Origin of the sequence: Streptomyces sp. NBC_01314, assembly GCF_041435215.1 — a bacterium.
GTDB lineage: Bacteria > Actinomycetota > Actinomycetes > Streptomycetales > Streptomycetaceae > Streptomyces.
This window is the reverse complement of record NZ_CP108394.1, coordinates 587,262-600,088: the sequence shown is the minus strand read 5'-3', so window position 1 is coordinate 600,088 and position 12,827 is coordinate 587,262. Positions and strand designations below refer to the sequence as shown.

The 12,827-nt window shown below is 72.5% G+C and carries 8 protein-coding genes and 1 pseudogene; 5 read left to right on the top strand and 4 right to left on the bottom strand.

The annotated features are described in order from the left end of the window. Positions 1–22 precede the first annotated feature (22 nt). On the top strand, positions 23–1,486 hold the full coding sequence (locus OG622_RS02755; RefSeq protein ID WP_371572919.1) for an FG-GAP-like repeat-containing protein: 1,464 nt from the start codon (positions 23–25) through the stop codon (positions 1,484–1,486). 91 nt (positions 1,487–1,577) lie between these two features. On the opposite strand, the gene OG622_RS02750 is transcribed toward OG622_RS02755, so the two are convergent. Together OG622_RS02750 and OG622_RS02745 are read right to left on the bottom strand one after the other, a co-directional pair. Next, on the bottom strand, positions 1,578–3,047 hold the full coding sequence (locus OG622_RS02750) for a hypothetical protein (protein WP_371572917.1): 1,470 nt from the start codon (positions 3,045–3,047) through the stop codon (positions 1,578–1,580). A 17-nt stretch (positions 3,048–3,064) separates the two neighbouring features. Then, entirely contained in the window at positions 3,065–3,721 is a 657-nt protein-coding gene (locus OG622_RS02745; RefSeq protein ID WP_371572915.1) for a hypothetical protein, read from the bottom strand. Positions 3,722–4,144: 423 nt separating this feature from the next. Between OG622_RS02745 and OG622_RS02740 the strand changes: the two genes are divergently transcribed. Further along, the gene (locus tag OG622_RS02740; RefSeq protein WP_371572913.1) at positions 4,145–5,044 is read left to right on the top strand and encodes a nuclease; all 900 of its coding nucleotides are present in this window, start codon (positions 4,145–4,147) and stop codon (positions 5,042–5,044) included. Between the two features lie 12 nt (positions 5,045–5,056). Here the strand turns inward: OG622_RS02740 and OG622_RS02735 are convergent, their stop codons facing one another. Both OG622_RS02735 and OG622_RS02730 read right to left on the bottom strand, forming a co-directional pair. Next, a complete protein-coding gene (locus tag OG622_RS02735) occupies positions 5,057–5,443 on the bottom strand; it encodes a fic family toxin-antitoxin system, toxin component (RefSeq protein WP_371572911.1) in 387 nt (128 codons plus the stop codon). Then, a complete protein-coding gene (locus OG622_RS02730; RefSeq protein ID WP_371572909.1) occupies positions 5,443–5,655 on the bottom strand; it encodes a hypothetical protein in 213 nt (70 codons plus the stop codon). Before OG622_RS02730 ends, OG622_RS02735 begins: the two co-directional genes overlap by 1 nt. A 417-nt stretch (positions 5,656–6,072) precedes the next feature. Here OG622_RS02730 and OG622_RS02725 point away from each other — a divergent pair. The 3 genes and pseudogenes from OG622_RS02725 to OG622_RS02715 all read left to right on the top strand — a co-directional run. Continuing rightward, positions 6,073–6,303: pseudogene (locus OG622_RS02725) on the top strand (hypothetical protein); the annotation flags it as partial. Between the two features lie 237 nt (positions 6,304–6,540). Further along, the gene (locus OG622_RS02720; protein WP_371572907.1) at positions 6,541–9,786 is read left to right on the top strand and encodes an FtsX-like permease family protein; all 3,246 of its coding nucleotides are present in this window, start codon (positions 6,541–6,543) and stop codon (positions 9,784–9,786) included. After that, complete coding sequence (locus OG622_RS02715) at positions 9,783–12,557, top strand: FtsX-like permease family protein (protein WP_371572905.1); 2,775 nt, start codon at positions 9,783–9,785, stop codon at positions 12,555–12,557. The genes OG622_RS02720 and OG622_RS02715 overlap by 4 nt, the downstream gene beginning before the upstream one ends. The last annotated feature ends 270 nt before the right edge of the window (positions 12,558–12,827 follow it).

The window sequence follows — 12,827 nt, the reverse complement described above, 5'->3', positions numbered from 1 at the left end:
ACTTGAGGTGAAGAGGGTAGACGTGCGCAGAAGAGTTCTGGCAGCCACTGCCGTGGCCGTGCTCGCGGCAGGCGGCCTGGCCCTGCCGCTCGCGATTCCCGCCTCCGCCGTCGGCGCCACATCCGACGACTTCAACGGCGACGGCTACAAGGACCTGGTGGTCGCCACTCCCAAGGCCAAGGTGAACGGACAGACACAGGCGGGGCAGCTGACCGTCCTGTACGGCTCGGCCTCCGGCGTCTCGACCAGCCGTTCCGCACTGATCAGCCAGAACACCGCAGGAGTTCCGGGTACGGCGGAGGCGTACGACAAGTTCGGCACGTCCTACGCCGTGGGCGACCTTGACGGCGACGGCTACACCGACCTGGCTGTCGGCGCGCCGTCGGAGAAGGCGTCGGCCGCTCCCGACTTTGGCATCGTCCAGATCCTGTGGGGTGGCTCCGGAGGACTCGTCAACGGTGCGCTGACCGTGTACGCGGCGTCGGACTCGTCCTCCCGCTACTTGTACGGCTCCAACCTCGCGGTCGGCGACTTCGACGGCGACGGCCACGACCAGCTCGCCGTCACCGGCCACTCCGGCCTCTCGGTGTTCGACGACGGATTCACGCGGACCACGGCTCCCGCCCAGACCGAGCTGTCGACCGGCCCCTCCGGGGCGACCCGGGCGACCGGATCGATCGTGGCGGGCGACTTCGACGGCAACGGCGCCGACGATCTGGCCGTCTCGGGGGACGACGACTACGAGGACGACGAGCACGGGGAAACGGGCGTGTGGCTCGGCTACTACGCGGGCGGCGCCGACGGCATGACGTTCACCGACAATCCCGCGAGCGTGCCGCTCGCCGCCGCGCACGCACGGGCGGCCGGCGACTTCGACAAGGACGGATACGACGACCTGGTCACCTACGGGCAGGGGGCCTCGGGAGCAGGCACCATCGCTGTCCATTACGGCGGCCCCGGTGGAGTCCCGGGGAGCACGCGCAGCCGGCTGATCGACCAGGACACCGAGGGGGTCCCGGGCGTGAACGAGACGGGCGACGGCTTCGGCGGCCCCGTTTCGGTCGGCGACGTCAACGGCGACGGCTACGCGGATGCGGCAGTGGGCGCGTCCGCCGAGGCTGTCGGCACCCTTGAGTACGCCGGAGCGGTCTGGCTGCTCAAGGGTTCGGCCGTCGGACTGACCGGCACCGGTGCCCAGTCCTTCACGCAGAACACCACGGGTGTGCCCGGCACCGCCGAGTTCACGGACCAAATGGGATCGGGCCTCCGGCTTCAGGACCTGAACGGCGATGGCCGCGCGGACCTCACCGCCGCCGCCCGCGGCGAGGACGTCTTCGACGACGACGTCCACTACTCCGACGGTGCCGACTGGATCCTGCGCGGCAGCGCCTCGGGGCTCACGACGTCCGGCGCGGTGTCGTTCAGCGAGAAGGCGTTCGGCCTGACCTACCGCAACAAGTCCTTCGGATCGGTGCTCGGAGACTGACCGGAACGGCGGTCGGCCGGCCCTCCCGGGGTAGGCGTCGGGCCGCCCGGAGTTCTCGCTCCGGGCGGCCCGACCGTGTGGCGTTGGCCGGTCAGCGCAGGAAGCTGCCGAACAGGGCGTTCGTGTAGGGGGCCGACAGGTCCTTCGGGCCGAAGGCCTGGGCCGACTTGGTGGTGAGGCCGGACGCGGTGCCGCGCAGCAGCCAGACGGCGCCGTTGGATGTGTTCTCCGCCGTGGACGCGGCGGCCAGGTCGCGGTGGCCGTCGCCGTTGACGTCGAGCAGGGCGGTCGTGGCGCCGAACTGGTCGTTCTTCTCGGCCGCTCCCGGGACACCCGCCGTGTTCTGGTGGAAGACCTGGGCCCCAATACCGGTGAGCCCCGCAGCGCTGCCGTGCAGCAGGGCGACCGACCCGGCGTCGGCGACGCTGCCGACGTCCTCGCCCTCGATGCCGAGCGCGACGTCCGCGTAACCGTCGCCCGTGACGTCGGCGACGGACACGGCGGAGCCGACGTTGTCGCCCTCCTCCTGGGCGCCGGGGAAGCCCGGCAGGTCCTGGTCGAAGGCGTGGGTGTTCTCGGCGGTGAGGCCGGCCGCCGAGCCGTAAGTGATATGGGCCTTCCCACCGCCGGAGCCGGCCACCAGGTCGTCGTAGCCGTCGCCGTTCACGTCCCCGGCGGCGGTGTCGCTGTCCTCGCCGATGCGGAGGCGGGACGCGTCGTCCTGGGTGAAGCCCGTCGCGCCGCCGCCCATGAGCAGACGGTTCCCCCAGTTGCCGTCGCCGGCGTAGGCAAACTGGAGGATGTCGTCGCGGCCGTCGCCGTTGAAGTCGCCGACCTCGCCGGAGGCGATGGGGCCGGTGATCGACGCGGGGCCGTCCGCGCAGCCGCCGCCCGTCTCGCAGGAGTCGTCCTCCTCGGACCAGCCCCACCACAGGGACCTGTCCAGGAGCGGCAGTACGGCGGTGGGCTTGCCGTCGCGCTTGATCGGGCCCTTCCACAGCGCGGCCGGGGCACCCGACGGGTCGTCGCCGCTCACCCGCTGAGCGGAGAACAGCGCCAGGTCGGTCTTGCCGTCGCCGTCGAAGTCACCGGCCTGGGGCACGGCCCCGTACGCGATGCCCGTGCCGCCGGTCAGGCCGGACGCGGAACCCCACAGGATCACCGAGCCCTCCTTGCCGCCCGCGATCACGAGGTCGCCGTAGCCGTCGCGGTCCAGGTCGGCCCTGGCGAACGAGGCGCCGAAGAACTGGTTCGCGGTGGCGGCCCCCGGGATCCCGGCGGTCGAACGGCTGACGATTTTTTTGTTCGCCGTCGACAGCCCCTTGGCCGAGCCGTACGTCACGGCCACATACCCGGCCTTCGACTTGCCGGACACGGTCGCGTTCGGCGCGCCGACGACCAGGTCGGCGTAGCCGTCCCCGTTGAAGTCGTCCGCAGCGGGGACGGACGCGGGGGCGGCCGACGACGAGCCGGAGCCGGTCAGCACCACCGAGGCGGCCAGGGGTACGGCCAGGAGGGCGCTGCTGATCCTGCGTCGGGTGGCTCGGGGCGTTCGGGGCATGGGCGGTGCCTTTCGAGTCAGTCGTGAGAGCTGCTGCTCAGGAAGTGCGACTCGAACGGAGGGGCGAGGGTTGTACGGGACGCGTGTGGCGATCCGGCTCTGGCGTGATCAGTGGCCTGTGGCCGGATAGCCCCGCCCGCACCGATGTCGGTCAGGGCTTCAGGTGAGCCGCCAGTCCTTCGAAGCAGCCGCGGTGCACGGCGGTCAGGTCGACCTCGTCCGGGTCCAGGAGCCACAGCAGGTGGGCGCCCTCGATGAAAGCGGCCACCTGCTGTGGCCAGCACCGCCGGGTCCAGGTCGGACCGGGCCGTGCCGTCGGCCGCAGCCCGTGCGAACAGGGCGTTCAGATGGGCCCGCAGGGCCCGGCCGCGGTCGCGGTCGCGGAACCAGGTGTGCTGGGCCGAACCCGGCTCAAGGTTCTCGGCGGTGAGGGTGGTGTGCAGGGCGGCCGGCTCGCGTTCGGCGGCCGCGGTGTGCTCGGCGTCCCGTACGAACCAGTCGAAGGCCTGGTCGAGGGTGGTCTCGGCGTCCGGGGGGACGGACAGCCGCTCCAGGGCGCGCCGGTCGGCCTCCTCCAGGACGGCCTGGACGAGGCCGTCCTTGCTGCCGAAGTGGTGGATCAGGGCGGAGGGGGGCGCCGGCCCGCTCGGCGATGGCGGCGACGCCCGTGCCACGGACGCCCTGCGCGAAGAGCTTGATCGCCGCGTCGACCATCGCGCGACGGCGTGCCACGCCCCGATGGGGCACGCGCTACATGGCCCGAGACAAGGTCATCTGGACACGAACAGCCCACCCAGGGCCCGACGACCGACTCCGGCGAAATCTCGGCCGACGCTCTGCTGGACCAGTGGGAGGACGCAGCCTGGTGATCCAAGGACGCGGCTTCGCGCTCGCCCTGCGCCGAGCCACCCCGCCCCACTCCACCGATCGGCACACCCCTGGGTAGCGCGACTGCGGCGACCAGCCTGCTCACCCTTTCGCGCGCGTGGCCACCTTCCCGCTCGCGCGCCCCCTGGCCGTTCCCGCATTTCATGGTCCTGCGGAATAACAATGGCGTCCGAGGCTCTCCCTCGCCCCCCACGCCACTGGAGACATCCATGCCCACGCCAACGCCCACGCCCATGCTGGCCATCAAAGGGACGTATCGAATCATCAGCACTCGGCCGGACGGCGACACCGTCTCCTTCCTGCCCCAGGATGCGGGCTTCTGGTGCGACGTCCCCGGCAGGAACCGGGTCAAGCGCAACAGCCGCGGCGGCGGCACGGTCCGGATGGACGCCATCGACGCGCTGGAGACCCACTACAAGGGAGTTGGCCCCGAAGAGGTACACCAGCCACTGAACCTCGGAGCGCGCGCCGCCCGTGACGAGTTGCTGTCCTGGCTGGGCTTCCACAACATCCTCATGGACGAGAGGGAGAAGGTCACTGCCTCGACCCCGGAGACCGTGCCCGGCTTCGTCCTCGCGAGCGGTGCCGACATCTTCGGCCGCTGTGTCGCTCTGGTCGGCCGCGGCGACCTGCCGCCGGGCGTCAAGAACGGCAGGCGCACCATCGTGACCACCGACCACCTGCGCCAGACCGCCAACCACCGACTGCTCGAACTCGGCCTGGTCTACCCGACCTTCTACAGCAAACTCCCCGAAGAGCTGCGCGAGGACATGGCCGAGACCACCCGGCGGGCACGCGCCGCCAATGCCCCCAACAGCGTGTGGGCCAAGGACGTGACCTTCGAGGACGGCGCCAAGATCGAGGACCTCACTTCCATCACCGCGCACCAGGTGATCCTGCCGAAGCTGTTCCGCCGACTCGCGGACTACATCCGCCTCTTCGGTCCGTCCCTGACCTGCTTCCCCGCCTATCTGGCCGGCGAATACGAAGAGTTCCGCCTTGCCGGGCAGGAAGATTCCGTCCATGGGCTGCAGCACGTCATCGAGATCAACGACAACACCATCAGGATGACCCGGCCGATCGAGGACATCACCATCGTCGAGAAGTGACGTCTGCGGGCGTCAGGTGGCGGTGGGCCAGGTCCGCAGCGGAGCGGCGATCTTCCCGGCGGTGCGGGCGAGGTCGAGGAGCAGGTCCTTGAGGGCGACGGCGTCTTCGCGGGCGGACTTGACGTGAACCCCCGCGGCTTCGAGGTACATGACGCCGGAGGCGGCGGCGACAGCCATGTTGGAGCGCTCCAGCCAGTGGCAGCGGTCCAGTGTGTGCACCAGGGCGGCGGCTTTGGCGTAAGGGCCGTCCCAGACGGACTGCTCGAACAGTGCGGCGCGATGGCGGGCGGCCGCCGAGACGGGAACGCCGTAGTCGTCCGGGGCGAAATCGTCCGCCCCGGCGGCCCCGGAAGCCCCGGCGACCTGGAGGATCCAGGGAACGTCGATGTGCAGATCCATCAGGCCGCGCGCACTCCCCGAGCCGTCTGCTGGGCTTCCTCGGCCTCGTCGAAGACCGTCTGGTGTTCGGCCAGGAAGCGGGCTGCCGCGTCCACCGCACGGGCGCGCAGGCCGCCGGCATCGTCCTGCACCAGCCGGGCGAGGTAGTCCCCGATGCTCAGCCCCAGGTCCGCGGCGCGTCGCTTCGTGAGTTCGGCAACGTCCTCATCCACGCGCGCGCCCAGCTGTGTCTTCGCCATATATCAGCGCGGGAACAGCTGTTGCCGAGGTGAGGGGGCTGCCGTCGCAGGAGCGGCGGCCTCGGTCGTCGGCCGGGCTTGCCGGCCTCGGCCGCCAAGCCCCGCCGAACAGGGCAACACCAAGATCCGCAACATGAGCAAGGCCCCGCATCCAGACCCGACCACGACCGGCCGGGCACCTTCCTGCCCAACGGGGCCGCCGCCAAAGCCGGGCTCAACAAGTCGGTCAACGACGCCGGACGGGGGGTGTTCCTGACGATCCTGCACGCCAGGGCTGAAAGCGCCGGACGGGAAGTGATCGCCGTGGACCCCCGCAACACCTCCCGCACCTGCCCCGAATGAGGGCACACCGCCAAGGAGAATCGGCCCACACAGGAAAAGTTCCACTGCGTCGCCTGCCGACACCATGCGCACGCCGACACCGTGGCAGCCACCAATGTTCTACGGGCCGGGCTGGTCCCGTCGCAACGCCAACCCGGCATAGCGAGAAGCCCCCAGCTTCAGCCGGGGGAGGAGTCACGGGCCACCGCAGCCGTCGCCGACCACGCCCCGCCGAGGCCGCCCGACACCCTGCTGACCCGAACCACCATGAAGGGGCACGTTGTTTGCGGAACGGCATGACAGTGCGTCGCGTGTGATCGGTCTCCTGCTCAACGGGCCACGGTGCCGCGCCGCTTCCGACTGAGCATCTGTATCGGGCCTGTCCGGATTGAGACGACCCTCAAGGCCTGACGACTTTCGATCACAAGGCGACCAAGGTCAGTCCTAGAATGCTCTCTTGCACCCGCACGTTGCCGACGCCGCGTCGCATTCCGGTCCGTGTGGTTGGAAACGGGGGGCTTGGTGGGGGAACGAGCTGTGCCGACGGGCGTGTTGCGGTTCATCGCGCTGCGGGCGTGGGTGTATCGCGCGCTTCTCGGTGCCGTGCTGCTGACCGTGCTGCTGACCACGGCTGTGCTGGCCGCGCTCACCTCCTACTCGGGTGCGATAGGCGATGCGGCGCTGCGGCGGTCACTCGCCGAGCAGCGCACCGCTGCCGAGGCCGCTTTGGTGGTCAAGGCCAACGTGCCGGCCGACGAGCGGCAGGAGGCCGACGACGCCGTGCGGGCGGGGGCCCGCACCATCTTCGCCGGCCTGCCCGTGCGGGTGCGTACTCTGCTGCGGTCCGGCCCCTACGCCCTGCCGCTCGCGCTGCGGCCGGCCTCCGAGCGGGACGGGAACCCGAACCTCACGTATTTCGCGGCCCTGGATCGCACGCAGGTGCGGATCGTCGCCGGGCGGCCTCCCCGTGAAACGGTGACCGACGGGTCCATCGAGGCCGCACTGCCGCAGAGCGCCGCCCAGCGGCTCGGGGTGGCGCCCGGCGCCCGGCTGACCGTCACCGACCAGATGGACGGCCCGGCGGTGCGGGTGCTGATCACCGGCGTGTACCGGCCGGTGGACGTCCGGGCACCCTACTGGCAGTTGGACGATCTGGGCGGCCGCGGCGAGAAGGCGTCGAGCTTCACGACGTACGGTCCCCTGCTCACCGCTGCGGGCGTGCCGACGTCGGGCCGGGTGAGCGTCGGCGCGTCGGGCTGGTTGGTGTCGGCCGACTACTCCTCGCTGACGACGGAGCGGATCGGCGCGCTGCGCGAGGCTGCCCGCTCGGGGCGCGCGGAACTGCGCGAGCGGCCCGCGCTCAGCAGTGCGACCGCAGCGGACACCGCGTTGCCCGAGGTACTGGACCGCATCGAGCGCTCCCTGCTCGTCACGCGGTCCAGCATGCTGATCGTCGCTGCTCAGCTCGGACTGCTCGCGGCCTGCGCCCTGTTGCTCGTCGCGCGGTTGCTCAACTCCGAGCGCACGGCCGAGACCGGGTTGCTGCGTGCGCGCGGTGCCACCCGGGCACGGCTGGCGGGCCTGGCCGCGTTGGAGGCCTTGCTGATCTCCGTGCCGGCGGTGGTGGTGGCACCACTGTCGTCGGGGCCGTTGACGCGGCTGCTGGTCGGGCAGGGTGCGCTGGGCCGGACGGGGGTGCGCGTCGACACGCCGGTCGGGGGCCGGCCCGAGGCGTGGGCGGTCGCCGCGGGGGTGGCTGCGCTGTGTGCGCTGGCGGTTGCTGTCCCGGCGTGGCGGGCGTCCTTCGCGAACACCGTCGCGGTGCGGGCGAGGGCGCTGCCCGCACCGCTGCGCGCCGGGGCGGATGTCGGGTTGCTCGCCGTGGCCGGTGTCGCTTTCTGGCTGCTCGGCAGCCGGCGCTCCGGTGCTGTCACCGCCGACCGCGAGGGGGTCCTCGGCGTCGACCCGCTGCTGGTGGCGGCGCCCGCTCTGCTGCTGCTCGCCGGAACGGTTCTGGCGCTGCGGCTGCTGCCCTTACTGGCCCGTGTCGGCGAGCGGCTTCTGGCCCGCGGGCACGGGCTGACAGCGGCCATGGTCGGCTGGCAGTTCAGTCGCCGACCGATGCGGGGGGCAGGTCCGGTGCTGCTCCTGGTCATCTCCGTGGCGCTGGGTGTGGTGGCGATCGGACAGGGCGCATCGTGGCACCGTTCCCAGGCCGACCAGGCCGACTTCCGCGCGGGTGCCGAGGTGCGCGTCCTGACCTCCGGGGGCGGCGATGTGGGCCGCACGGACGTCTACGCGGACCTCCCGCACGTCGATGCGGTCGCCCCCGCGGTCCGTGGCACAGTGTCGCTCTCCGGCAGCCGTACCGCGACCGTTGTGGCCCTGAACACGGCGGAGGCGGCCGGGGCGGTGCTGGCGCGGCGCGACCTGACGGACGGTCCGCTGCTCGCCGGGCTCGCGCCGCGTGGAGCGCCCGCGGGCATGGAGATACCGAAGGGCACCGCGCGGCTCACACTGACCGCTGCCCTGCACAGCACCACGCCAGGGCCGGGAGCGGACGTCACACTCACGGTGCGGGACCGTCACGGCACCACCTACGACATACCGTCCGGCCACCTCGCCTCCGACGGCCGCTCTCACCGGCTGACCCCGGATCTGAACGGCGCCCGGGGCCCGTTGGCGCTGACCGGGCTTGAACTGAGTACGCCGCAGCCGATCAGCCGTCCACACCGGCACCGCCTGGTCCTCGGCGCGTTCACGGCGACAGCGGGTGACGGCGACATCCGGCAGTTGACCTTGCCGACGAGGTGGGCGACCGCCGTCGAGGCCGACCCGGTCGCCGTCCCCGACGACAGCGCCCGGCCGACTCGCCCCCGGCTCACGTCGACGACGCCCGTCACCATGACGTACAGCACCGGGTACCAGCCGCCGGACATCTCGCCGCCCGCCTCGCCGCTGGAGGTCCGGCTGAACGTCGCCCAGCCCGCGGCGCCCGAGATCGCCGCGGTCGCCACCGACCGGTTCCTCACCGCGTCCGGTGCGCGCGAAGGCCAGCGCGTGGAGGTGACGTTCGACGGCCGTTCCGTGCCTGTACGCATCGTCCGCACCGCGAGCGCCCTGCCCACGACGGAAGCCACCGCGCAGGACGGCGGGGCCCTGCTGGTCGATCTCCGGGCCGTCAACCGGGTGCTGCAGGCCCGCTACGGAACCAGCCTCAAGCCCACCGAGTGGTGGCTGCGCACCGCCGAGCCCGGTGCCGCGGCAGCGGCCGTACGCGCCCTGCCCGACGTCGATCCGGAGCAGGTGATGGTGCGCGACGAGATAGCGGCGGAGCTGCGCGACGACCCGTTCGGGGCGGCCCCGGAAGCAGCGCTGGTCGGGGCAGCCGTGGTGACGGTGCTCTTCGCCTCGCTCGGCTTCGCTGTGAGCGCGGCAGGGGCGATGCGGGCCCGGGACGGAGAGTTCGCCGTGCTGCGCGCGCTGGGGACACCACGCCGTCGGCTGGCCCGGCTGGTCGCCGTGGAGCACGGCGTACTGGTGGCCCTGGCGCTGCTGGTCGGCACGGCCCTGGGCACGGTGCTGACGCACGCGATGGTTCCCCTCGTCGTCCTGACCGGGCAGGCCACCCGGCCGCTCCCACCGGTGCTGGTCGAACTCCCGCTCCCGCGCCTGGCCGCCCTGCTGGCGGCCCTCGCGGCGGGACCCGCCCTCGTGACCGTGGCCCTCGCCCTTCGACGGGCGAAACCCGTGATGGCTCTCAGGGACGAGGTGACGCAGTGACCGCGAAGCCGGTACCCCCTCAGGACGGGGGGACGAGGGCGGTGCCGCCGCACGCACGGGCCGGGTTGCGGACCCGGCTCAGGGCCTTCGCCGCCACGTCCGTGGCCCTCGCGCTGCTGGTGGCCGTGACCGCGGCGCTGGCCGCCGCGTACCCGCGTGCCGTCGACCGGTACGGGGACGCGGGGCTGCGCCGGGCGGTCGAGCAGGCCCTGCCCGACCAGACGACCGTGGAGGTGCAAGTCCCACTGCCCCATATGGACACGGTCGAGGAGATGGAGGCTGCCCTGCGTGTCGGTCCGCTGACCGCCGCGCGGGCCGAGATTCTCGCCACCGCCAAGGCGCCGCTGGTTCCCGACCCCGCGCAGTCGTCGTACGGCGTGCGCACGACCGTCGCCCTCGAGGCGTCCGACCCCTGGCTTCCCCGGCCCGCCGGCCTGCCCGCCCAACTGGTGCTCGCCGCCCAGCAGGACCTGGCCTCCCACGCCCGGCTCAGCGCGGGCCGGTTGCCGCGCACCACGGGCGCACCGGTGACCGCGGCGACCGCGCAGGTCGAGGCCGCCGTCACCGTGGACACCGCCCGCACGCTCGACATCCGGGTGGGCTCGGTGATCCACGTACCAGGCTCGGCACGCGACCCGCTCGCCGTCCGGGTCACCGGAATCGTCGTCCCGCGCGCCCCCGAGGGCGCCTACTGGTCGGCACTGCCGGTGCTGCGCACCCCCGCGCTCAGCCGCCGACCCGACCTCTTGCCGACGGACGTCAACTGGCTCGGTGGCCTGCTTCTCGCCCCCGATGCCGGCCCGGCCCTCCTGGGCACACCCGGCCGCCCGGACCGGTACTGGAATGTGGCCCCCGATGTCGCCACCCTGCGCGGCCACGACCTCGACCGTCTGGCGTCCGCCGTAGCCGCCCTCGAGTCGGGGCCGGGAGTGCAGCGACTGCGGGCGGTCGTGGACGAGAGCCTGGAAGCCCAGACGAATCTCGACGAGATCCTCGCGGACCATGCCCGACTACGGTCGGGGATCGAACCGCTGCTTCTCCTCGCCGCCGTCGGGACCGGCAGCCTCGCTGTGATCGTCCTGGCCATGGCCGGCGGCGTGGCAGCCGATCGCCGACACAGCGAGCTGGCCCTGCTGCGTGCCCGCGGCGCCTCACTGCCCGGCCTGGCCGTACGGCTGCTGGCGGAGACGGCGGTGGTGTCCGTGCCGGCCGGCGCCCTCGGACTGACCGCCGCACTGCTCGTCCTGCCCGGTGCCCGCACCGCGCCCGCCCTCGCCGCCGCCCTCGCCGTCACCCTGCTCGCCTGCGTCGCGCTCCCCCTGCGCGCCGTGGTGGCGCACCGCACGGTACGGATGCACGCCGGGCGGGAGGACCTCACTGCCGTCCGGCCGTCGCGGCGCCGAACCGTGGCGGAACTGACCGTCCTGGTGATCGCATCGGGGGCGATCGCCGCACTGCGCCGACAGGGATCCGGCAGCACCGGTCTGGTGGCCGCCGCTCCGCTGCTGACGGGCGTGGTCGCGGCTCTGCTGCTGGCACGCCTCCACCCCCTCCCGCTGCGTGCGCTGAGCAAAGCGACCACTCGCATGCGCGGCCTGGTGATTCCCCTGTCGCTGGCCCATGTGGCCCGCGCCCCCGGCTTCGCCGTGCTGCCCCTGCTCGCCCTGCTCAGCGCCCTGACCACGGCCGCGTTCGGCGGCTCGGTCCTGGCAGGGGTCACGGCGGCCCGCGACCAGGCCGCGCTCCTCGAAGTGGGCGCTGACGGCCGCGTCGAGACCATCACCGGTGAACTCCCTCGAGCCCTGCCCGACCGCGTACGCCGACTGCCCGGCGTACGGGACATGACGCAAGCGAGCGTCACCTACGACGCGAAGCCAGAACAAGGCAGTCAGCCGGTACCGCTGGCCGGTGTGGACCCCGACGCCTATGCGCACCTGTCCCACCACACGGGTCTGGGGCCGTTCGACGCGGCGAGCCTTGGGCAGGAGGGCGCCGGTACGACGGGCAGCGCCGACCGGCCCCTGCCCGCGCTGGCCTCACCTCGCGTGGCCGACGAGTACGGCACCGGCCCCTACTCCGTCCTGCTCCCGGACGGCACCTCTGTCACTGTCCGGATCGTCCTGGTCCGAGACCGCACCCCGGCCGTGTTCGGTGACGACTTCCTGATCGTGGACCGTGCCGGCCTTCCCCGCGGCGCAGCGCGTACGACCACCCTGCTGCTGACCGGCGACGCCCTGAACGGCCGGGCGCTGCGCTCGGTTGCCGAAGGCACAGCGGCAGCCGTCCGGCTGCGCACCGAGGAACGCACACGGCACGTCGAATCACCGCTGCAGTCCGGCGCGGAACGCCTGTACGGTGTCGCGGTCGCCGCGGGCGCCGGGTACGCGATCCTCGCCCTCGTGCTGACCGTGCTGCGCACCACACCCGAACGCAGGGCCCTGCTCGCCCGGTTGCGCACCATGGGCATGACCCGGTCCCAGGGCCGCCGACTGCTGATCCTCACAGCCCTCCCGCAGGCGTTCCTGGCCACGGCCGGTGGCATGCTGACCGGCTGGATCGGCATTCACCTGCTGTCGCCCGGCGTCGACCTCACGACCATCGCCCTGGCCTCCCCGTCCGCTCTCGAGGGGGCCGCGCTGCGCACCGATCCGCTCTCGCTGGTGGTTCCGGCGCTCACCGTGCTGTTGCTGGCCGTCGGTGTGCCCGCCGGCCAGGCCTGGTGGACCAGCCGACGTGGCTCGGTGCGCGAACTGAGGCTGGGTGACAACTAGACAGTGAGCAGACCCTTGAGACCTGGGACCTGTCGTTCGGATCACGCCGGCTTCGGAATCGGCGCCGTCCGGCCGCCGGTGAGCGGGGCGCGGGGCGTGCGACCGCACGGCGGAGGAGAGTGTGAACGCGGAGCGCCGGCAACCGACGACAACGCCGCCGGGGATCCCTCCACGCCTTCAAGGCAATGGGGGAGTGATGCCACGCCCCACGTCCCAGGCGTGATCCGAACGACAGGTCCCAGCCCCCTCCGGCACCGGCCCGTGTCCCTC